This window comes from Rhizobium sp. M1 (genome assembly GCF_002531805.1).
In the GTDB taxonomy this organism is placed as follows: Bacteria; Pseudomonadota; Alphaproteobacteria; order Rhizobiales; family Rhizobiaceae; genus Rhizobium; species Rhizobium etli_C.
The window spans coordinates 144,618-166,063 of the sequence record NZ_NWSW01000010.1; the positions used below are offsets into that span (position 1 = coordinate 144,618).

The window sequence follows — 21,446 nt, forward strand, 5'->3', positions numbered from 1 at the left end:
CCGAGGGCCGCCGGTTTCGGCTGGCGACCCTCAGGCGTTACTGAACCGGCCAGCGGGCTTTTCTTGTCAGTATCAAATGCAGCGAGATCTGATAATGGCAACGATTTCGACAAAACCAGCGCGCCCGCAGACACATCTCGTTGTTGCGCTTCGAGCTTGTGCCGGAGCCTTCGGCTTGGTCTTCCTCTACAGCTGCGGCTACAATCTCTTTCTTCTGGCGCCCTCCATCTATCTCTTGCAGATCTATGACAGGGTCCTGTCGAGCCGCAGCGCCGACACGCTTTTGATGCTGACGCTGATCATCGCCATCGCCGTGTTGGTCGGATCCATGCTGGATATCGTGCGCAGGGCGGCTCTTTCGCGCGTCGGCAGCTGGGTGGATCACAGGCTGCGGCCGCTGGTGCTCACCGCATCATTCGAATATGCCGCTCGCGTCGATGCAGGTGCGGCCACGGAGTGTTACAGGGACTTGGCCGCATTGCGCCAGTTTCTCGATTCACCGGCCAGCTCGCTGTTTTTTGACGTTCCCTGGGCGCCGGTCTTCCTGCTGCTGCTCTTTCTTGTTCATCCGCTGCTTGGGGCCATCGGTCTTTTGAGTGCGGTTGCACTTCTGCTGTTTGCGTTTCTGACGGAGCTGGCGACGCGGGAGCCGCTTGCCCACGCCAATCTCGCGCTTTCGAGGAGCTATTTCCGATTTGCCACCGCCCTCAAAAACATCGAGGTGATCCGGGCAATGGGCATGCAGGATGGCGCAGCGATGATCGTCTATCGCGATGCGGAAATGGCACGAAGGGCGCAGGACATCGCCATGCATCGCACGGAGATCATCCTTGGCTTCTCCAAATCGATCCGCACGCTCGCGCAGATCCTGATGATGGGATCGGCAACGTGGCTGGTACTCGCCAACGACGGTAGCCCCGGAATCATCTTCGTTGCGAGCTTGCTGCTCGGGCGTGGGCTTGCACCGATCGAGGGCGCAATCGGTGCGTGGCGCTCCTTTACCTTTGCGCGGAATGCCTTCAATCGCTTGAACAGAATGCTGCTCACAGTCGCATCGGAGCATGATGGCCGCATCGTGCCGTTCCCTGAACCCAATGGTCTCGTTCTCGATAATGTCAGCTATATCAAACCATTCGCCGATCGGCCGATTTTGACCGGCATCACATTGCGCCTCGCGCCGGGCGATTGCATAGCGCTTATCGGCCCGTCGGGATCGGGAAAATCGACCCTCGGTCGCGTCATGGCAGGCGTGGTGCCAGCAACGAGCGGATGTGCCCTTCTCGGCGGGGTCGATATCTCGGCTCTGCGCCTCTGCGGCGGGACCCGCCACGTCGGATACCTGCCGCAGGACATCGAACTCTTCGGCGGCGCCATCAAGGATGTGATCGGCCGGCTGGACGGGGAAGATCCCGGCAAAGCGATCGACGCCGCAAAGCTGGTCGGATTGCACGAAGCGATCATGCGGCTGCCGCAAGGCTACGAAACCGATATCGGTGAAAATGGCAGCCTGCTCCTCAGAGCCCAGCGCCAACAGCTGGGACTGGCGCGGGCGGCCTATGGAAATCCGTCGCTGATCGTTCTCGACGATCCGAACTCGAGCCTCGATTATGACGGCGAACGGATGCTGTTTGCGGCCATCGAGCGCATGAAAGCCAGGCGGATGACCGTCGTTATCATAACGCACCGGATGGGGATCCTGCCCGTCACCAACAAGATCGCCATCATGCGCAACGGAACGGTGGCCGCCTTCGGCGACAGCGAGCAGATTTATGAAACCTATCTTCAACCGCCGTCTCGAACAGGAACGTAGGGAGGGACACCGCCATGACCCTGGTCCCACTGGACGCAACGCCGGCGAGACTTTCAACTTCGCCGGGGACAGGCCAATGCTTCGCTCGCCGATCGGCAGCGACAGCCCGGCAGCAGACGGCCTATGCGCCGGTGATCGCACAGAAACGGCGCGGCCCCGCCGCCGCTTCGCCCATGCCGGGGCTCAGGGGCGTTGTCTGGATGGGGAACCTGTTGATCCTGGCCTTCATCGTCGGATTGGGAAGCTGGTCGGTTCTGGCGCCGCTGAAAAGTGCGGCGGTCGCATCGGGCGTCATCGAACCGGAGTCCAGCCGCAAGACCATTCAGCATCTGGAGGGCGGCATCGTGCGACGGATCCTCGTCAAAAACGGCGATGCTGTCATATCAGGGCAGATCGTGATCGAACTCGACGGCACGAAGTCCCGCGCGGAGCGCGACAGCGTTCAAGGGCAGCTGTGGGATGCCGAAGGAAACCGCGCCCGGCTGCTTGCGGAGCAGTCGGGCGGCGACCATGTCAGCTATCCCGAGGATCTGAGGGCAGCGATGGAGAGATATCCTTCCCTCAGCGCGATTCTGACCGGGCAGCAAAAAATCTTCGAAGCCCGTCGCCGGGTCATGCAGGCGGAAATTCGGATCACCAATGAAAGAATTGCGCAGGTGCGGCAGGAAATCGTCGGACTTGGCGCGCAGAAGGCGGCACTGACCGCCCGAGCTGCAATCTCGAGCCAGGAACTGGATCAGGTTACCGCCCTCAGCGCCAAAGGACTGGAAAAAAAGAGCAGACTTCTCAATCTCCAGCGGGAAAAAGCAGATCTTGATGGCCAGCAGGGTGAAGTGGCGGCGCGGATCTCTCGGGCCGACCAGGTGATCAGCGGGGCGCAGGCCGATCTCGCAAAGCTTGAGAGCGACCGGCTGAGCGAAATCGCCCAAGGCATGCGCGATACGGAAAGCCGGATCATGCAGCTGCGCGAGCGCTTGCGCGCCATCGACGACCAGCTTTCGAGGACCGCTATCCGGGCTCCCGAGGATGGCACAATCATGAACCTGCGTATCCACACATCAGGTGGGGTGATCGGCGCGGGCGAACCGCTCGTCGATCTTCTGCCACGCTCGGATCGGCTTATCGTGTCTGTGCACGTCAGACCTGATGACATCAACCTCGTCCGCGCAGGGCTGGAGGCCCAGGTTCACCTGCTACCCTACAACCAGCGGCGCGTTCCGCTCCTGAAAGGTCGGGTGGAATATGTATCGGCGGACCGTCTCATCGATACGCAGAGCGGCCAACCCTACTTTTCCGCGACCATCCGCGTAACGGACGAGCGGTTGGCGAAAATGAGTGATGTCGAACTGGTCGCCGGCATGCCCGTGCAGACGCTGATCGAAACCGGCGAAAGCAGCGTGGCCTTCTATGCCGTGAGACCGCTGCTCGACAGCTTCAACAGAGCATTTCGTGAGGATTGAAGCAGTGATGGGCAAGAGAAAATATGACGACGACCAGATTTCGGGCATCCTGAAGGAACACCAGGCCGGCGTGACGGTGGCGGATGTTTGCCACAGGTACGGCATCAGCGAGCCGACCTTCTATCGGTGGCAATCCCTGCAGTCCGGAAATGCCGGCCTCCATGCAAAAAGGGTGAGAGCCCTGGAGGAAGAGAACCAGAAGCTCAAGAAGCTTTTGGCCGAATCCATGCTCTCGGCGGCAACGCTGAGCGAGATGCTGGCGAAGTCAACGAAAGGGCGGCACTAACTTCTGAACAGAGGGGTTTGTTGGCCACGGGTCGGCGCGCCGCCCCCAGCCGGAGCGCTCGTCAAACAGTGATGCGCGCCACGTAGACCGTCGTTTAATACCAGCGTCCCCGGCCGTACCAGCCGCCACCGCCTAGCAGAAGAAGTATCACAACGATGATGAGAAGGGTTGTGAGATCCATGTGCGTTCTCCTCGGAGTACCATCACCATCTCGTTCGCGCCTGACGGGCGTTGCTCATGGTGGGACTCCCTGGCTTACAACGGCGATGACCGGTGTTGGTTCCATTCGATGCCCTACCCGGCCGGCGTCAACCCGGGCGGAGTAAGCGCCTTACGGGACGACCGCGGCCGAAGGCGGCGATAATCGTGATCTATGAGCTCAGTATAACAATGATCTCGGCCAGCGGGACATCGAGTGAATTCGAGGCATCAACTTGCCTTATCGTTGGAAGGACTTCTTTTCTCCCGACAGGAGCGGACATTGGGCCTGCTCTCGATCGATATCGGCGGTGGCTGGAGGAGAACCTATGCGGCGAACCGGAGGACTTCATGGCAGCACTCAACTAAACCGGACACTATCGGCATCCGGATTAACCGCGCCGACTGCCACGGCTTTACGCCTTTCAGGCGAGTGAACTATCACAAGAGGCAAGATGACACCTCGGTCAATGCGGAGCATTCTTGGTCGATGTTGCAACTTTACCAGGGAGACACGTGGTGACATCTAGCAAACTAGCTCTCGCTCTCAGCATCACTATGGCACTTGCCGTTGGAGGCGCCGCTTATGCGGGTGATTATTGCCCACCAGACGAGACTGCCAAGGGCAATAATGGCTATGGCCAGGAAAAACGGGGGCTCAGCGACGGCACCAATGCCGGAAGCGATAACGGTGCTACAGCCCAAGAGAAATCCGAAAGCATAGTGCGATAATCGCCAGACAAATCCAATCTATGCGGCGGCACTCACACTGCCGCCGTTTTGCTGGTCGGCGCAGGAAGCCTCAAATCCTATGTTTGGCTGCTCCGACGTTGTCGACCAGAACGCGGATGATGATTGGACCCGGGCGGAGCTGATCAGCGGCTTTCTCCGCCCCGAAACGGGGACGTGAACTGGGCGTTCCACATTTCATGTCGCGTGGTTTCGCCGCTTCCCTGTGGCAGCCGTTGGAAAGGCAGGGAATTCCCCCGCGGCATACGCAACATGAAATTGGCCGACTTATCTCGATCGATGCCCCTCTAATTGCTTGATAATGCTTGTGATTGAGTAGTGCCCGGAACCCGAATCGATCCCGTGACATACGGATTTTCAATTCACTGCTCTACCAACTGAACCACCTGCCTAACCTGCTTCCGATGGCGCTTTTCGCTGCAATATCGGGCAGCTCAGATCATCCATTTACGGCGGATATCGGCCAAGCTACTGCCCGACCGCTGCCGTCACGATGATCTCGACCAGCACGTCCGGCGCACCCATTTCGGCCTGCGCGGTCGCGCGCGTCGGCGCAGAGTTTGGAGCCGTCCATGCGTTCCAAACCTCGTTCATGGCCTCGAAATCACGGGCAAGATCCTTGACCCAGATTTGCGCGGTCAGCAGGCGGCTCTTGTCGGTACCGGCCCTGGCAAGAAACTGCTCGATTTTGGCAAGCGCCTGCTTGGTCTGTCCGGTGATGTCCTGGCTGCGATCGTCAGCGGCCATGCCGCCAACGAACACCATGCCGTTGTAAACAACCGCGCGGCTGCGGCGGGGATCGGTTTCAATGCGGGTGATATCGCTCATCTTCTTTCCTTTCGTTTGAGTAGACGGTCAATCGCTTGCTTGGTCGGCAAAGTCGCCAAGCAGGATGGGCTTAATCGGGGGTCGAATGCGGTAGTAGCCGACTTCGGCCGGTTCCACCTTCCGTGCTTGCGCTATGACTTCAGTCACGGTCAGTCCGCAAAGCCGGCCCTGGCATGGACCCATCCCACACCGGCCGAACGCTTTCGTTTGGTTCGGCCCCAGGCATCCCAATTCGACGTAGTGGCGCACCTGACCGGCCGTTACCTCTTCGCATCGGCAAACGAGCACTTCGTCTGGAGGAATCCGATTTTCATCCCGGGGTCGGTAAAGCGAGTCGAGGAAGGGACGGATGTACGTTTGTCGTCTCAATTCAGCCGTCAGCGCGGAAATTCGTGTTGGCAGGTTCTTCGCCACGCCTAGCCGCTCGGCGATCGCGAGCGCCGCGAGCCGTCCTTGTATTGCCGATGCTTTGGCGCCGACGATACTGCGGCTGTCGCCCGCCACATAGACAGCCGTGTCCCCAAGACGCCCGGCCTCATCCGTTACCGGTTGCCAGCAGAGCTGATCGCAATTCCAGTGGTGCGGGGATCCTGTCGACCAGCTCAGCTGCGTGTTGGGAACAACGCCATGATGTAGAAGTACCAGCGAGGCCGGCACTTGGACCGTCTTGCCGCGAGATTGGAATTTCAGACCTTCAGCGCGAAAGTCGCCGACGACCGAAAGATCGTGAGCGCCGGAATAGACCTGGACCCCATGACGCCGTATCGCCGAAATGAGCTTGATACCCTTGACGAGGTCCTGCCAGCCCTTGAGCGCCCCGAACAGGTGGCGAGCGGCATGGAAATAAGCCGATCGTTCCGTCGTGTCGACCAGTGCCGCGATTTTGACCCCTGCGCGCAGATACTGCCATGCCAGAAGATAAAGTAACGGGCCACAACCGGCGAGAACGACAGGTTGCGTAGGAAGAGCCCCCGAGCCCTTCAACATGATCTGGCCTGCCCCCGCCCCCATCACGCCCGGCAGGGTCCAGCCTTTGATCGGGAACGGCCGCTCCATGGCCCCACTGGCGAGCAGGACGAACTTGCCTGCGACTTCCTCGGCCCTGCCGTTCGCCACATAGTCGATGACGCCGGTTGCAGCGACGTTCCAAACCACGGCGCCGCCGATATAATCGGACCCGCTCGCGCGGAATTCGGACGCTAGTCGCTGCCCAGCTTCGTAATCCTTTCCCAGCACGTCGAACAGCTGGCGCGGCGCTGTTTCAATCCGGCGATAAATTTGCCCCCCGATCGTCGTTTGCTCATCAAGCACAACGACCGAAAGGCCGAGCCCGCGTGCCTCACAGGCCGCGGCCATACCGGCAGGGCCAGAACCGATGATGACGAGGTCAACCATACCTTCAGTCATGATTGTCTCCAATTCTTGCGTCATGCAGAGCAGGAGCACCATGCTGACGTTTTATTTGCATGCCGTCCCGCACCGGGATCAGGCAGCTCTGTCTTGCGGGAGTTCCATCGATCTCGACAAGGCACTCAAAGCAAACCCCCATCATGCAATAGGGCGCTCGCGGCGTGTCACCAACGATGCTTGATCGAAAGTCCCGAGCGCCACCTGTCAGCAAGGCCGCGGCAACGCTGATGCCCTCGGGGACTATCATCTGAGCCCCTTCAAAGGTGATTGTGACCAGTCGTACATCCGGCGATTTGGGGATCGAGAAGAGTGCGTCAGTGGTCATGGCTGAAACTCGTATTGGGGACCAGAAAGCGTTCGCTGTGGAAGACATCAAAGTCAGGCGGAGCTTCGGTTAGCCCGCCCATCCAGGGACCGACGAGGTATGCATGCGCGGCAGCCAGCGTAACGCCGCTGTGACAGATGGCCACGTAGGCGCCGGGGCAGGAACTAGAAGCCTGGTAGATCGGATAGCCGTCGGGCGTCAGCGGACGCAAAGCGCCCCAGGCGCGGACCAGCCGTGCCTTAGCGAGAAGGGGAAAGGTTGCGACAGCTCGGCGTGCAAGCCATTCGATCTTGTCTGTCGTCGCGCTGTCATCGAATCCGACATCCTCCGTCGTCGACCCGATCTGAACGGAGCCTTCCTTAGTCTGCCGAGCCTTGTTTGTCGGATAATCGAGAAAGGGCTTAATTCGCTCGGTGATCAAGACCTGTCCACGTGTCGTCCTCACCGGAGCATGAATGCCCACTTGGTCCGCGAGCTTTGCAATGCCGAGGCCTGCCGCCAAAACAAGACGATCGCTCTTCCAGCTTTGACCATCGGCAGCCCGAACCGTGAACTGTCGGCTGCTCGGATCGTGCTTGAGCTCAACAATATCCGCACCGGTAATAACGTCTGCCCCCTTCTCTCGAAGGCCGGCGTGAAGCGCGTGCAACAACATCAGCGGGTTGGCATGCCCGTCGTGTGCACCGAAGCTTCCGCCGATGACGGCGGGGCCGATGTCGGGGAGATATTGCCGAAGCTCGGACGGCTCCATCATTTTGAACGGGACATCGCCGACTTCGCGATCGATCTTTGCCAAGAGGTCGGCCCGCTTTTGCACCTCCTGCTCACTGAAGCCCAGCCAGAAGCCGCCATTTTGCTGGAGGCCCGAGTCGACGCCGGTGACATCAAGCAGCTCTTTATGGAATTCACCCCAGAGACGGCAGGCGTCGCGGGTCCAGCGGACATAACGTGGCATGCCGCCCCCCTTGCTGGACAACCACACCAGACCGAAATTCCCCCGGGAGGCTCGAAAAGCCGCATCGCCTTGATCAAGCACTCGAACGCGAGCACCGCGCCTTGCCACACCATAGGCGATCGCTGCTCCGACGAGCCCACCACCCACGACTGTCAACTGTTCTCTACTCATTAACTCCCCCGCTAGCGGGCCGCTCTCATTCTGTGAAATTGGCGCACGAATCCTGTCCTCCCGCTCGGTAGCGAGGAAGGCTCAGCTCGTTGCCGCGCTTACTTTTTGCCGATCAAAACCTTGTCCAATCCCACCACGCGGTCGAGAACGAACATGAGAAGCATCGTTCCAACGATCATCACCGTTGACACCGAAGTGGTGACCGGATCCGTGAGCATCGAAACGCGATGATAAAGGGCCACCGGAAGGGTGGTCGTACCTGGGGTTGCCACAAAGATAGTCATCGTGACTTCGTCAAAGCTCTGGATGAAGGCCAAGACCCAGCCCCCGACGACACCTGGCAAAATCAAAGGGAACAGGATGCGACGGAAGGAAATCCAGCGAGTTGCACCGAGCGATCGTGCGGCGAGCTCCGCATCGCGGTCGAGACCAATGATGGCCGCCAATGTCAACCTGAGAGAAAAGGGCACCACGATCAGCGCATGAACCAGGAGCAATGCCGCGAACGAACCCGTCCAACCCATGACGGAGAAGAAGCGGAGGAAGGCTACGCCAAGGACCACGTGTGGGATCATCAGCGGCGACAGGAGCAGCGCCGTCAAGGCATCGCGGCCAATGAACCGATAGCGCGCAATCGCAATCGCTGCAGGAATAGCAACGGCCGTTGCCACTGTGGCGGCTCCTAAACCCAACCAAATCGACAGCCAGAAGGCACTCATCAGCTCCGGGGCATCGAGCATCGCCCGATACCACCTCAGCGACGCACCATCGAACGGCATCGAAATGAAGCCTTTGTCGGAAAACGAAACCAAAATGATTACCGCCAAAGGGGCAATAATAAATGCCGTAAACAGCGTGTGGAATATAAGTGCTGCCGGCCCGTTTTCTCCCATCCCTCGGTTACTCATGCGAACACCTGCTTGAATTTGCGCTCGATCAAACGATTGCTTCCGACAACCACCAAGACGATTCCGAAAAGCAGCAAGACCGCAACAGTTGCGCCAAGCGGCCAATTCAGCGAGCTCAGAAACTCATCGTAGATTGCGGTAGTCACCACCTTCACTCTTCTGCCGCCAATCAGGCCCGGCGTTGCGAAAGCCGATGCGGACAACGTGAATACGATGATGGCGCCGGAAAGAACGCCTGGCATCAGCTGGGGAAGGTTGATGCGACGGAACGTTGTCAGCGGCCCGGCGCCGAGCGAACGGGCGGCATGGGCGACCTGGCCATCGAGCTTCTGCAGAGTACTCCAGACCGCGATGACCATGAACGGCAGCATCACATGCGTGAGCACGATAACGACCCCGGTCATCGAAAACATCAACTGGACCGGCCTCTGTGCGATGCCGAGGGAGATCAGGGATGAATTGATAAATCCTTCACGACCGAGAATGATAGACCAGCCAAGGGTCCGCACCACGACCGAGATGAGCAAGGGGCCCAGGATGACAACGAAAAATGTACCCTGCCAGAACGGCCGCATCCTGGCCAATATCAGAGTTTCCGGGACGCCGAGGATGATACAAAGGGCTGTGACCCCGAGCGCCATTAAAGCAGTGCGCAGGAATAGCTCGTAGTAATATCCGTCCGACAGGACCTCGATGTAGTTGCCGAACGTGTATTCGGGCAATGTTCCGCGCGCAGAATCAAAGGCGTTGAACGACAGAATCGCGGTAAGGGCCAGGGGAACGATGAGAAGCCCCAGAAACAGAACGAGCGCCGGTGACGACAGAAACCACTGCTGACTATTGCCGGGTTTATTTACCTCAGCCATTGGCGGCCTCCGATGCGACACACTGCAAGTCGCCGTCATTCCAGGTGATACCGACGTCCTCGCCTTCCTGTGGCTGCGCGGCTCCCACGTTAACCACGGACAGCCGGAGATTTCCGAGGCCGCTCTCAATTTCATAGAACCATACGCCCCCAAGAAAGAGGCGGGTGACGATCTTTCCCCTGGTTCTGCAGCTATCGCTGGGACAAATGCGAAGCCGCTCAGGTCGAACGAACAGCTTGATCTGCCTACCGTTCTGACCCCCGCCGATTTTAGCCTTCAGTGAAACAGAGCCAACCCGAACTGTCGCGAGTTCGCCCTCGATAGAGGCAATATCGCCGGCAATGACGTTCGTCTGTCCGAGAAATTTGAAGGCGAATTCCGAAGTCGGATGATCATAGATTTCCTGGGGGGTCCCAAGCTCGGCAATTCCCCCGTTGGCCATCACCGCGATCCTGTCACTCATCGTCATCGCTTCGACCTGATCGTGCGTAACGAGAATCGTCGTAATCCCGAGACGCCGTTGCAGCGCCCGGAGTTCGACATGCATCTCGCCGCGCAGCTTGGCGTCGAGGTTGGACATTGGCTCGTCCAGCAGGAGGACGCGGGGGCGGATCGCCAGCACGCGGGCGATTGCAACGCGTTGACGTTGCCCGCCCGACAATTCGCTTGGATAGCGGTTCTCCAGACCGGACAGCCGTACCATGGTGAGTGCCTCGGCAACCCGGTCATCACGTTGCGGGCGCTTCATTTTCCGCATCTCGAGACCGAAGGCGACGTTCTGCGCAACGGTCATATGGGGAAACAGCGCATAACTCTGGAAGACAATTCCCATGTCGCGCTTTTCAGGCACAGCATTGGTGATGTCCATGCCATCGACCATAACAGTGCCGGTGGTCGGGGATACGAAACCGGCGACCATCTGTAGCGTCGTCGTTTTACCGCATCCGGACGGACCGAGAAGCGAGAGGAATTCTCCGCTTTCGACCTCCAAATCGACCTTGCGGACGGCGTGAACGACGCCCGCATAGGTTTTTGAAAGTCCACGAATAGACAGTTTACTCATCGGATAAGCTCATTCGTTGGAGTAGTAACGGTCGAAGCGCATGCGCGCTTATTTTTCGACCGTCCGGGTCCACTCTTTGGTCCAGTCCGCGCGCTTTTGATTGATAGTTTCCCAGTCCAACACGATCAGCTTGGAAAGTTCTTCCTCGCCATAAGGTACTTCTTCAGCCAACGGGCCTTCGAGCTTTGTTTTGCGGTTCGTCGGGCCATAGCCCTGGCTGGCCAAATTGGCTTGCACCTCCGGCGAGGCGAGATACTGGAGGAGAGCCTGCGACTTCTCCGGCAGTTTGCTGCCGGAAACGGCGCATGCGGAGATCGCGATCGCGGGTGCACCCTCCTTCGGATAGACGAATTCAACGGGGAAACCGGTTTTCTTGAGCGCTACCGTTCTACCGCTTCCCCAAACCGCGACGTCGATGTCGCCGTTCTGGAACATCTGTGCCAGTTGCGCATTCGAGGACGACCAGCTGAGGACATTCGGGGCAAGCCTGTCACGGACGGCGTCGAATCCGGGCTCGATGTTGGTCTCCCCACCGCCGTTCATGCGGGCGAACATTACGAGTGTGCTGAGACCGTACGTCCCCGAAATGGGATTGGATGCGAGGCGCTGAGAAAACTTAGCGTCGGTGAGATCGTGCCACGATGTCGGCGTCGGCCAGCCGTTCTTATCAAAAGCTTGCTTGTTGTAGGCAATACCGGTCGCAACCAGACCTAGCCCGATCGCACGGCCTTCAAAGGTAGCCGTGTTTGCGAGATCGTAGATGTCGTTGTAAACGGGCGCGTCCGAAACTTTGTCGCAGAATCCGAAGTTGATTGCCTGGTGCATCGGGCCATCATCGACCATCGCGACGTTGATTTCCTGGTTGCCTTTCTGCGCCTGCAACTTTGCGATTGTTTCGCTGGAGTTTCCAGGAACGTAAACAATCTTGACGTTCTGTTTGGTTTCGAACGCGGGGGCGATTTCCTTTTCGAACATCGTTTGGAAGTCGCCGGAATATCCTGCGAAGTACAAGGTATCCTGCGCGAACGCAGGCGAGCTCAGTGCCGTCGCGGCAGCCAACAAAAGCGGATGCATATATTTCATCGTCGTTCCCCTTGTTTTGTGAAGGCGCTCCGCTCGTGAGCGGCGACGCCTCGCTCTCGGCCCTTGGCCTAACGCTTGCACACGGTATGAGCCGAAAGGAGACGAGGCAAATAGAAATATGCGGGGGGTTTATGCGTTTTTGATATATAGAGATGGTCGAAAATCCAGATATGACCACAATAATAGCCAGGATACGGCCAAAATATTCGCAATGCTATGTCTTTACCGTATCGGCGGGCATTGACTCGGGTGCCAATGATACGGCGCCAGCGGCTTGCTGGATCGTTTGTGAATAAGGGCTCTGAACCCTGTCGGCGCCTAAATTCCGTCCTGAACTGCAGCTTCCATGGCGGGCGATGACGAGCCGGTCAGCAGATGCCTGTCATCGGCCAGCACATGTTTGAGGGCATCCACGAAGTTGGAAACGAGCCGATCCTCCGGCCGTCCTTTCGGATAAATCAGATAGCCAAAATGCTTTATCGCAGGAAGGAACGGCCGAGTGACGATATCGGTGTGGCGGTAATCGAGGGCGGCCAAGGGATTCACGATGGCAACACCGAGCCCCTGGGCAACAAGTGAGCAGGTAATCGAGCTGTACGACGTCTCCAGGTTTACATTGCGGCTGATCCCAGCCTCTTCAAAAATCGCGTCGACGGCGGAATAGCCGGTCTCGTTGCGCGGAAGCGAGATATATGGTTCGTTTGCAATGTCGCTCGGCCCGACGGATGACTTACCTGCGAGATGATGCCCCTTCGGCATGACGCAGACGGCCTCGATCTCGTACAGAACCTCGCTCTGAAGCCCGTAAGCTTCGTTGAGTTGAGAGACAATGCCGATGTCGCAAATCCGATCATCCACCCACTGGGTGATCGCAGATGAGTGGCCGGTATGAATCGAAATGCTCGCCTCGGGATAATGCTGAGCAAAGCGTTTGATTGTTCGAGGAATAAGCCCAAGTGCGATCAACTGGATCGCGGCGACCGTCAAGGAACCGCCGCTAAACCGGCGAATTCGCTTGGCTGCCTCCTCCAGGTGCCGCAGCCCCGCAAAGCTGCGCTGCACTTCCTTGAAGAACGAAAGACCATCATTGGTTGGGACAAGTTTGCCTGGCAAGCGCTCGAACAGTTGCAGGCCGCTGATTTTCTCCAGCTGGGCGATCGACCTGCTCACATTGGGCTGAGACGTGTGCAGAATCTCCGCCGCGGCGGTGGTCGAACCCGAGCGCATGACGGCCCGAAACGCCTCAACATGAGAAAAACGCATGATGCCGGTTCACCTTTCCTCTTGACTGCCGCAATCTCCCGGCCGGTTTACATCGATCCGCCAGGTGATGTGGGGAACAATATGCCAGCGATTGTTCTCACTTATAGAGTACGACGAGGAACTCCTTCGCAACAGGTCTCCGGTGTCGGAGATCCGATGTGGAACGTCAGCCGGGTAGCGTGTAACGTGGTTTCGCCGCTCCCTGGGGCAACCATTGGAATGCAGAGAATTCCGCCGCAACATGAAATTGGTCGACTTATCTCGATCGATCGCCGTCTAATTGCCTGAACTGCTTGGAGATTGAGTGGTGCCCAGGACCGGAATCGAACCAGTGACACGCGGATTTTCAATCCGCTGCTCTACCAACTGAGCTACCTGGGCTAACCTGCTTCCGATGGACCTCTTTTAGAATAAGAACCGCGGGGCCTTGGTTCGCCCCGGAAGCGAGCGGGGTTATAGCATCTTGTTCGCTCATGGCAAGCGTCAAATGACTCTTTTTTGACGGTCTCGCCAGATTTGCCGATTCATGAGGAAAAATAAGAGCTTCGCCGATGGATTCCCTAGTTTTCCTCGTCGGGATAATCGGCCTTGGTCTCGTCATCGGCCACCGGAATGGCATAGGAGCCGGTCAGCCAGCGAGAGAGATCGACCTCGCGGCAGCGGTTGGAGCAGAAGGGATAATGTTCGCGATTCGACGACTTGCCGCATTCGGGGCAAGGGCGCGTCTTGCGCAGCGGTTCGACCTTGGCGGCGGCTTTCCTGTCTTCGGGCATGATCGGTCCGTCCTATGGCGTCGGCCGCGGGCTTTAGCCCTCGGGCCACCGGCTATGCACATCGAAGCCTTCGCCGGTCAGAAGCACAATGGTTTCATAAAGCGGCAGGCCGACGACATTGGTGTAGGAGCCCACCATCTTCTGCACGAAGGTGCCGGCGAGGCCCTGGATGCCGTAGGCGCCCGCCTTGCCGCGCCACTGGCCCGACGCCAGGTAGTTCTCGATCTCGAAACCGGAGAGCCGCTTGAAGCGGACCTTGGTCTCGACGATCTTCTGGCGGATCTTGCGATCCGGCGTCACCAGGCAAACGCCGGTATAGACGAGATGGTTGCGTCCGGACAAAAGATGCAGCGAACTCAACGCCTCGTCGGCGAACTCGGCCTTGCCGAGAATGCGCCGGCCGACGGCGACCACCGTATCAGCGGAGAGGATATAACTGCCCTTCCAGGTGATATCGCCCTTGATGGCGGCAAGGGCGGCTTCCGCCTTCTCGGCCGAAAGCCTGCGGGCGAGCGACCGCGGGTGCTCCGACTTCTTCGGCGTCTCGTCGATATCCATCGGCATCAGGCGCGAAGGCTCGATGCCTGCCTGGTTGAGCAGGTCAACGCGACGGGGCGAGCCCGAAGCGAGAATGAGCTTATATTTCAGCGCCATGGAACCTCGACCATCGGCAGACGGGAGAAAACCCTTGCAGAACCTTGGGCAAGCTTACTTGAAACGGTAGGTGATGCGGCCCTTGGTCAGATCGTAGGGCGTCATTTCCACAAGCACCTTGTCGCCGGCGAGAACGCGGATGCGGTTCTTGCGCATGCGGCCGGCGGTATGGGCGATGATCTCGTGTTCGTTTTCAAGCTTCACGCGAAACGTCGCATTCGGCAGAAGTTCGGTGACGATTCCCGGGAATTCGAGGACTTCTTCTTTCGGCATATAGTGGTTTTCTTCCTGTGGGTTGAAGAGGCAGCGCAGCGCGCGCCTTGAAATTTGGGCGGAAACTACACAATCAAGGCGGGTTTGTGAACCTTGTTGATCGGGCTTTCCGTCATTTGTTTTCACGCCGATTGCGCGGCAATGCCTTTTCTTTTCAGCAGCCGGCTTTCGATGAGACCGGCCAGGTGATTGCGGACCTCGCGATAGCTCTCGAGAATCTGCTCGCGCGTTCCGCTGACAACCGTCGGATCCATGGTCGGCCAGTAGACGACGTCGATTGCATTCGAGCGCGTCAGCTCCAGCGCGGCGTGATGGGCCTGCGGTGACAGCGTGATGATCAGATCGAAATAATCGTCCTCGAGCTCTTCCAGCGTCTGCGGCTGGCGGCGCCCGAGGGAAAGCCCGATCTCCTCGAGCACGACATCGACGAAAGGATCGCGCTCGCCGGCGCGAACGCCGGCCGACCTTATATAGGTATTGGACGGCAGAATGCTACGGGCAATGATTTCCGCCATCGGCGAACGGATGGCGTTCAGCCCGCACATGAAGAGGATGGCGCCCGGCCTCTTTCCCTCCTCGACGTCGGCGGCGAGCTCCATTGCCGTCATCCCCGCCAGTAGAGCACGCAGACCAGCGTGAACAGCCGCCGGGCCGTGTCGAAATCGATCTCGATCTTGCCGGTCAGCCTGTCCTTCAGCGTCTGCGACCCCTCGTTGTGGATACCGCGCCGGCCCATATCGATCGCCTCGATGCGGCTTGGTGTGGCCGAACGGATCGCTTCATAATAGCTCTCGCAGATCATGAAATAATCCTTGACGATCCGCCGGAAGGGCGTGAGCGACAGGATATGGGTGGCGACATTGCCGCCGTCTTCCGTGGTGATGGCGAAGACCAGCTTCGAATCGACCAGCGAGATGTTCAGCCGATAAGGTCCGCCGGCATGGCCGATCGGCGCAAAACTGTTCTCCTCGATCAGATCGAAGATGGCGACGGCGCGCTCATGCTCGACATCGGGCGTCGAACGGCCGATCGTATCGTCCAGGACGACGTCGCAAAGCCGGAAATCGCCCGCCGCCATGCCCTCACCTTTCGAGGTTGAGGCGGATCGCAACCGATCGCGCATGGGCGTCGAGACCTTCGGAGACCGCCAGCGCGATCGCCGCCGGGCCGAGGGTGCGCAGCTCACCCGGCCCAAGGCGCAGGATCGAGGTGCGCTTGACGAAATCGAGCACCGAAAGACCGGAGGAGAAGCGCGCCGAACGCGCCGTCGGCAGCACATGGTTCGAACCGCCGACATAATCGCCGATCACTTCGGGCGTATGGGCGCCGATGAAGATCGCACCGGCATTGCGGATGCCGTCGAGCAGCCGGTCCGGATCGGCGACGGCAAGCTCGAGATGCTCGGCGGCAATGCGGTTTGCCAAGGGAATAGCCTGTTTCAGATCGGCAACGAGGATGACGGCGCCGAAATCGCGCCAGCTGGCCGCCGCCGTCTCCGCACGGTTCAGCGTCTTCAGCTGGCGCTCGACCGCCTGCTCCACCTGCTTGCCGAATTCGACATCATCGGTGATCAGGATCGCCTGGGCGCTGGCATCGTGCTCGGCCTGCGCCAAAAGATCGGCGGCGATCCAATCGGGATTGTTGTCCTTGTCGGCAATGACCAGCACCTCGGAGGGGCCGGCGATCATATCGATGCCGACGGTGCCGAAGACGTGGCGCTTGGCGGCAGCGACATAGGCGTTGCCGGGACCGGTGATCTTGGCGACCGGCGCGATCGTCTCGGTGCCATAAGCGAGAGCGGCGATCGCCTGGGCGCCGCCGACGCGGTAGATCTCGGTTACGCCGGCAAGCTTGGCGGCGGCGAGCACCGCCGGATTGACGGCGCCGCCGGTGGCCGGAACGGCAATGACGATGCGGTCGACGCCGGCGACCTTGGCCGGCACGGCATTCATCAGCACCGAGCTCGGATAGCTCGCGGTGCCGCCGGGGACGTAGAGCCCGACCGCCTCGATCGCCGTCCAGCGCGAGCCGAGACGGACGCCGAGATCGTCCTCGTAGATATCGTCCTTCGGCAGCTGCCGGCGATGATGGGATTCAATGCGCAGCGCCGCGAGCTTCAGCGCCCCCAGCACTTCCGACGGCACCGCCTCGACGGCGGCGTCGATCTCTTCAGGCGTGACGCGCATCGGCACGGCGCCGAAATCGATGCCGTCGAATTTCAGCGAATATTCGGCAAGCGCCACATCGCCGCGGGCCCTGACGTCATCGATAATGGCGCGCGCAACGGCGTTAACATCCTCGGAGACTTCGCGCTTCGTCGTCAGGAAAGCGGCGAAATGCTGCTCGAAACCTTCCGATGCCTGATCCAGCCAGATTGCCAAGGCCGATATTCCTTCTCAACTCGAAACCGCAACATTCAAACGTCGGGCGTCAGGGATGGCGCGGCTTGGAAGCCGCCTCCCAGGCACCGCCGATATCGGCGAGCTGCGCCTCGATGCATTCCACATCGAGCGCAATCGAGGCCTCGCCCGACAGCGCCAGCTCGACCGTGCCATCCGGCCCCTCGCCCTTCTTCTCGAAGCGCAGCGCCAGGAGCGACAGCACCTCGTCCCGCTCGCCACGGTCAATGCCGAGCGAACGCACGGCAAGCACGCGCTTGAAGACCAGGGCGGCCCGGCGGCGCTCGAAACCCCTGCGCTTGCGCCCGGCACCTTCCCAGACGAAACGATTGGCGGCAAGGGCGAATTGCGCTTCGCGCGGCGACCAGTCGATGTCACCGACCTTGAAGACGCTGTCCTGCATATGCGCGGAGATGATGGCAAGATCCTCATCATCGAGCGCAACAAGCTTCAGATCGGTCATCCAGTCTTATCCCAGCAGGCACCGCCGGAATGGCGATGCGTCAGACAAGGGAAATAGGATGCTGCGACGGATTACGCAACCGGGATGAACGAGGCTTACTCGCTGATGCGCTCGACGACGGCGCCGCAGCGGGTCAGCTTCTCCTCTAGCCGCTCGAAACCGCGATCGAGGTGATAGACGCGGGAGACCGTGGTTTCGCCCTCGGCGGCAAGGCCGGCGATGACGAGCGAAACGGAAGCGCGCAGATCGGTCGCCATAACAGGCGCGCCGCGCAGGCGCTGGACACCCTCGATCTTCGCCGTCTGGCCGGAGAGCGTGATCCTGGCGCCGAGCCGGGCCAGCTCCTGCACGTGCATGAAGCGGTTTTCGAAGATGGTCTCGGTGACATGCGAGATGCCGGAGGAGCGGGTCATCAGCGCCATGAACTGCGCCTGCAGGTCGGTCGGGAAACCCGGGAAGGGATCGGTGACGATATCGACCGGCTTGATGCCGGCGCCGTTGCGCTTGACGCGGATGCCGTTGTTGGTCGCGGAGATATCCGCGCCGGCGCGACGCAGCGTTTCCAGCGCGGTTTCGAGCAGCGACACATCGGTATTTTCGAGCACGACGTCGCCGCCGGCCATGGCGACGGCCATGGCATAGGTGCCGGTTTCGATGCGATCCGGCAGGACGCGGTGGCGGGCGCCGGAGAGCGAGGTGACGCCTTCGATCGTGATGGTCGCGGTGCCGGCGCCGGAGATCTTGGCGCCCATGGCGTTCAGGCAGTTGGCGAGGTCGACGACCTCAGGCTCACGGGCGGCATTGCCGATGACGGTCGTGCCGCGCGCCAGCGTCGCCGCCATCATCATCACATGGGTGGCACCGACCGAGACCTTCGGGAAGGTGTAGCGCGCGCCGATCAGGCCGCCGTCCGGGGCCTTGGCGTTGATATAACCGGCGTCGATCTCCATGGTCGCACCGAGCGCCGTCAGGCCTTCGATGAAGAGATCGACCGGGCGCGTGCCGATGGCGCAGCCGCCCGGCAGCGACACGCGGCAATGGCCTTCGCGCGCCAGCAGCGGCCCGATGACCCAGAAGGAGGCGCGCATCTTCGACACCAGCTCGTAAGAAGCCGTGGTGTCGACGATGGTGCGGCAGGTGAAATGGATCGTGCGGGCGTAGGAATCCTCCTGGCGCTCGCGGCGGCCGTTGACGGCGACGTCGACGCCGTGATTGCCGAGGATGCGCATCAGGAGTTCGACATCGGCCAGATGCGGCACATTTTCCAGCGTCAGCGTATCGCTGGTCAAAAGCGAGGCGATCATCAGCGGCAGTGCGGCATTCTTGGCGCCGGAAATCGGAATGATGCCATTCAGCTCATTACCGCCGACGATTCTGATACGATCCATGTGCGCCTACGGGCCGCGCCCGCCTTTCCTGAAAGTTCTGACTTGAAAGAAGGAGTGGGTGTTTAGGGGATTTCTTGCGGAGCTTCAATTCGTGCCGGACGGAACATTACGATTCGTCCATTTTTGCGGCGGGCAGCCCATTTGTTTCGTCGGCCTGGCCGGAACGGCGGGCGCGCACCTGCTGTTTGCGTCGGCTGAGATTTTCCCTGAGCTTTTCGGCGGCCCGCTCGCGGCGCAGTTTCGCCTGTGCCTCGATTGCCTCTTTGCGGCTCTGCTGGCCGGTTTCGGTCTTGTCGTTCATGTGACAGGATTAGCCGAATTCGCGCCGATCCAAAAGGCCCTTGCATCGCAATCCACGCGAAGTTGGAATTTGCGGCTTGCGCTTGTCGTCAAGCTGTGGCAATAGCCGCCCCGTTCCCGCGATTGAGCCGCCCGGCTCGCACGGGTCCTGGTCCTGCTGCCGTAGCTCAGTGGTAGAGCACACCCTTGGTAAGGGTGAGGTCGGTGGTTCAATCCCACTCGGCAGCACCAGTTTTCTTTCAGGCAATAACATCATATCTCGTGTGCCCGGCCGCCCCTCATCCGGCTGCCGCCACCTTCTCCCCGTAACCGGGGCGAAGGGGATATGCCGCAACGTCTCCGTCCCTCGCTGGCCCCTAGCAGGGCACGTCCCCTCGCCCCGTTTACGGGGAGAGGGTTAGGGTGAGGGGCAGCCATCCGCACGAAGCGGACAGCATGGCAGTACAATCCGGGATTTCGGTGACTTCCAGATAATAAGATATGAACGGCGAAAACTGCCAGAGTTCGAACAATTCTCCGGTCAGCACCACTTCTTCATCTGGAATCGGTGCGTGAGGCCCTAAGGGAATTCCATCGAACACGCCTTCGACATACCAGTGTTCAAATTTTTCTGCCGAGAGATAGACGCCAAGATCAATGACCGTCCCGTACACCGGGAGGGTAGCTTGCAAATATCCCCGCTGCATTTTGGGGATGGTTTCGACGGAGATCTGTGTCAGGAAAGCCTCCTCAGCGGCCAACTCCGCGCCTTGGGCTAGAGCGGGCGTGGCGAGCGCACCGCAGAGAAAAGCAGCCCGCATCAGATGTCGACCTAAACCCATATTGAGCCCTCAGTTGGCGGAGCACCGATCGACGATACGGGCCTGCACCATATGGTTTATTTAAGGCCTCTCCTTCGCGTACGGGCGTAGTCCTCTTCGCATCCTGCGATCCCGCGTCGCCAAGTGGGCATTTCCGTTCACCAGCAACGAACGATTCACCATTGTTGGCCGTGAAAATCACGCTAGAATGCCTATCATAGCGGAGTCTCCCCGGAGGAACTGGGAGGTGCCGCACCTGTTTCTGTCGAAAACCCTGGAGGAGCATCGATGGCAACTGAACGATGGAACAGCCCGGTCACGGTCGGTTTCGAAGGAGCCGATGCGCGAACGGTCACTGGGCCGTTTGATGCCTTGAAGTGCCTGGCGGATTTCTGGCCGAGTTCGCGCGGGCTGCATTATATCAAGGCGCGCAGCACCTGCCGGGCAGCGCTCGACGGTCGCAAGAGCGTGGAGGAGGCAAGAGCCGAATTCCTGGCGGCGGCTGAAGAGGCGAAGCTGAAGCTGCACTAGCACGGCGAGGACGTCCGGACGTTATTGGTTTGTTCGCCAAGTCGTGCCGAAACGGTACGTTGTTTAATTTTCACTTAACCCTGCATCGAGCAGGTGCCGGGTTTTGGCGCAAAAGGTGTTGCGCCTCAGACAGCTGTTTCGATAGAAAACACTCAGCCATCATGATGATGGTCAGAGGCTCGTCTCCGGAAACGCCGGCGAGCCTCGTTCGAGCCGATCGGGGTCTCAGCAGCCCGCGCCGCCTTCATTCTCCACCTCGATATAGCCGACACCGATGATCGTGCCGTCCGCCGTGCGGATGAAGGACGGCAGATAGTGCGGCTCTGCCGGCTGGCAGGCGGCCGTTTCGGTATACTCGTTGAGCGCGATCTGGTCCTTCGGAAGCGCGGAATAGTTCGTGCCGGTTTCGAGCGAGGCATAGGCGGGGCCGGCAAAGACACCGCAACCGATAATCAAGGTCGTTGCCCACAGGCGAAGAAGCAACTGCAT

General features: G+C 59.8%; 24 protein-coding genes and 2 tRNA genes. 5 read left to right on the forward strand and 21 right to left on the reverse strand.

Annotation, left to right across the window (positions count from 1 at the left end):
* The first annotated feature begins 94 nt into the window (after window positions 1-94).
* The 3 genes from CO655_RS11705 to CO655_RS11715 are packed head-to-tail and all read left to right on the forward strand — an operon-like array spanning window position 95 to window position 3,556.
* Window positions 95-1,810, forward strand: coding sequence for a type I secretion system permease/ATPase (locus tag CO655_RS11705; protein ID WP_097605690.1), 1,716 nt, complete (start codon window positions 95-97; stop codon window positions 1,808-1,810).
* Window positions 1,811-1,824: 14 nt separating this feature from the next.
* On the forward strand, window positions 1,825-3,270 hold the full coding sequence (locus CO655_RS11710) for an HlyD family type I secretion periplasmic adaptor subunit (RefSeq protein WP_097664764.1): 1,446 nt from the start codon (window positions 1,825-1,827) through the stop codon (window positions 3,268-3,270).
* A gap of 7 nt (window positions 3,271-3,277) precedes the next feature.
* On the forward strand, window positions 3,278-3,556 hold the full coding sequence (locus tag CO655_RS11715) for a transposase (RefSeq protein ID WP_097605692.1): 279 nt from the start codon (window positions 3,278-3,280) through the stop codon (window positions 3,554-3,556).
* Between the two features lie 1,416 nt (window positions 3,557-4,972).
* Here the strand turns inward: CO655_RS11715 and CO655_RS11720 are convergent.
* From CO655_RS11720 to CO655_RS11810, 19 genes are all read right to left on the reverse strand, one after another.
* Window positions 4,973-5,332, reverse strand: a complete 360-nt coding sequence (locus CO655_RS11720) for a RidA family protein (protein WP_097664765.1) — start codon at window positions 5,330-5,332, stop codon at window positions 4,973-4,975.
* A 27-nt stretch (window positions 5,333-5,359) separates the two neighbouring features.
* Window positions 5,360-6,739, reverse strand: a complete 1,380-nt coding sequence (locus tag CO655_RS11725; RefSeq protein WP_097664766.1) for an FAD/NAD(P)-binding oxidoreductase — start codon at window positions 6,737-6,739, stop codon at window positions 5,360-5,362.
* Window positions 6,732-7,067 (reverse strand): (2Fe-2S)-binding protein, encoded by a 336-nt coding sequence (locus CO655_RS11730; RefSeq protein WP_097664767.1) that lies wholly within the window; start codon window positions 7,065-7,067, stop codon window positions 6,732-6,734. The genes CO655_RS11725 and CO655_RS11730 overlap by 8 nt, the downstream gene beginning before the upstream one ends.
* A complete protein-coding gene (locus tag CO655_RS11735) occupies window positions 7,057-8,193 on the reverse strand; it encodes an FAD-dependent oxidoreductase (RefSeq protein WP_097664768.1) in 1,137 nt (378 codons plus the stop codon). Before CO655_RS11735 ends, CO655_RS11730 begins: the two co-directional genes overlap by 11 nt.
* 98 nt (window positions 8,194-8,291) lie before the next feature.
* Complete coding sequence (locus CO655_RS11740; protein WP_176539237.1) at window positions 8,292-9,086, reverse strand: ABC transporter permease; 795 nt, start codon at window positions 9,084-9,086, stop codon at window positions 8,292-8,294.
* Between the two features lie 11 nt (window positions 9,087-9,097).
* A complete protein-coding gene (locus tag CO655_RS11745) occupies window positions 9,098-9,967 on the reverse strand; it encodes an ABC transporter permease (RefSeq protein ID WP_097664770.1) in 870 nt (289 codons plus the stop codon).
* On the reverse strand, window positions 9,960-11,030 hold the full coding sequence (locus CO655_RS11750; protein WP_097664771.1) for an ABC transporter ATP-binding protein: 1,071 nt from the start codon (window positions 11,028-11,030) through the stop codon (window positions 9,960-9,962). Before CO655_RS11750 ends, CO655_RS11745 begins: the two co-directional genes overlap by 8 nt.
* A 48-nt stretch (window positions 11,031-11,078) precedes the next feature.
* Window positions 11,079-12,113 (reverse strand): ABC transporter substrate-binding protein, encoded by a 1,035-nt coding sequence (locus tag CO655_RS11755; RefSeq protein ID WP_097664772.1) that lies wholly within the window; start codon window positions 12,111-12,113, stop codon window positions 11,079-11,081.
* A gap of 318 nt (window positions 12,114-12,431) precedes the next feature.
* Window positions 12,432-13,376 (reverse strand): LysR substrate-binding domain-containing protein, encoded by a 945-nt coding sequence (locus CO655_RS11760; protein WP_176539238.1) that lies wholly within the window; start codon window positions 13,374-13,376, stop codon window positions 12,432-12,434.
* A 305-nt stretch (window positions 13,377-13,681) separates the two neighbouring features.
* Window positions 13,682-13,757, reverse strand: a tRNA-Phe gene (locus CO655_RS11765).
* Window positions 13,758-13,936: 179 nt separating this feature from the next.
* Window positions 13,937-14,149 (reverse strand): DNA gyrase inhibitor YacG, encoded by a 213-nt coding sequence (gene yacG / locus CO655_RS11770; RefSeq protein WP_097664775.1) that lies wholly within the window; start codon window positions 14,147-14,149, stop codon window positions 13,937-13,939.
* Window positions 14,150-14,182: 33 nt separating this feature from the next.
* Window positions 14,183-14,803: a Maf-like protein gene (locus CO655_RS11775; protein WP_010028866.1), complete on the reverse strand. Its 621-nt coding sequence runs from the start codon at window positions 14,801-14,803 to the stop codon at window positions 14,183-14,185.
* Window positions 14,804-14,857: 54 nt separating this feature from the next.
* Entirely contained in the window at window positions 14,858-15,076 is a 219-nt protein-coding gene (gene infA, locus CO655_RS11780; protein ID WP_003545338.1) for a translation initiation factor IF-1, read from the reverse strand.
* 122 nt (window positions 15,077-15,198) lie between these two features.
* Window positions 15,199-15,684, reverse strand: a complete 486-nt coding sequence (locus CO655_RS11785) for a low molecular weight phosphatase family protein (protein WP_170964841.1) — start codon at window positions 15,682-15,684, stop codon at window positions 15,199-15,201.
* The gene (locus tag CO655_RS11790; RefSeq protein ID WP_010034761.1) at window positions 15,681-16,154 is read right to left on the reverse strand and encodes a UPF0262 family protein; all 474 of its coding nucleotides are present in this window, start codon (window positions 16,152-16,154) and stop codon (window positions 15,681-15,683) included. Before CO655_RS11790 ends, CO655_RS11785 begins: the two co-directional genes overlap by 4 nt.
* Window positions 16,155-16,158: 4 nt before the next feature.
* Window positions 16,159-17,457, reverse strand: coding sequence for a histidinol dehydrogenase (gene hisD / locus CO655_RS11795; protein ID WP_097664776.1), 1,299 nt, complete (start codon window positions 17,455-17,457; stop codon window positions 16,159-16,161).
* A gap of 49 nt (window positions 17,458-17,506) precedes the next feature.
* Window positions 17,507-17,938: a DUF2948 family protein gene (locus tag CO655_RS11800; protein ID WP_010034772.1), complete on the reverse strand. Its 432-nt coding sequence runs from the start codon at window positions 17,936-17,938 to the stop codon at window positions 17,507-17,509.
* A 95-nt stretch (window positions 17,939-18,033) separates the two neighbouring features.
* Window positions 18,034-19,326 carry a UDP-N-acetylglucosamine 1-carboxyvinyltransferase gene (gene murA / locus CO655_RS11805; protein WP_097605696.1) on the reverse strand — a complete coding sequence of 431 codons (1,293 nt, stop codon included), beginning with the start codon at window positions 19,324-19,326 and terminating at the stop codon, window positions 18,034-18,036.
* Window positions 19,327-19,432: 106 nt separating this feature from the next.
* Window positions 19,433-19,627 carry a hypothetical protein gene (locus tag CO655_RS11810; RefSeq protein WP_010034782.1) on the reverse strand — a complete coding sequence of 65 codons (195 nt, stop codon included), beginning with the start codon at window positions 19,625-19,627 and terminating at the stop codon, window positions 19,433-19,435.
* Between the two features lie 155 nt (window positions 19,628-19,782).
* On the opposite strand from CO655_RS11810, the gene CO655_RS11815 reads away from it, so the two are divergent.
* Window positions 19,783-19,857: transfer RNA gene (locus tag CO655_RS11815), tRNA-Thr, on the forward strand.
* A 152-nt stretch (window positions 19,858-20,009) separates the two neighbouring features.
* Here CO655_RS11815 and CO655_RS11820 read toward each other — a convergent pair.
* Entirely contained in the window at window positions 20,010-20,426 is a 417-nt protein-coding gene (locus CO655_RS11820) for a hypothetical protein (RefSeq protein ID WP_348628152.1), read from the reverse strand.
* A gap of 288 nt (window positions 20,427-20,714) precedes the next feature.
* Here CO655_RS11820 and CO655_RS11825 point away from each other — a divergent pair, with 288 nt between their 5' ends.
* Window positions 20,715-20,957, forward strand: a complete 243-nt coding sequence (locus CO655_RS11825; protein WP_010034787.1) for a DUF982 domain-containing protein — start codon at window positions 20,715-20,717, stop codon at window positions 20,955-20,957.
* A 225-nt stretch (window positions 20,958-21,182) separates the two neighbouring features.
* Here the strand turns inward: CO655_RS11825 and CO655_RS11830 are convergent, their stop codons facing one another.
* On the reverse strand, window positions 21,183-21,446 hold the full coding sequence (locus CO655_RS11830) for a hypothetical protein (RefSeq protein ID WP_097664800.1): 264 nt from the start codon (window positions 21,444-21,446) through the stop codon (window positions 21,183-21,185).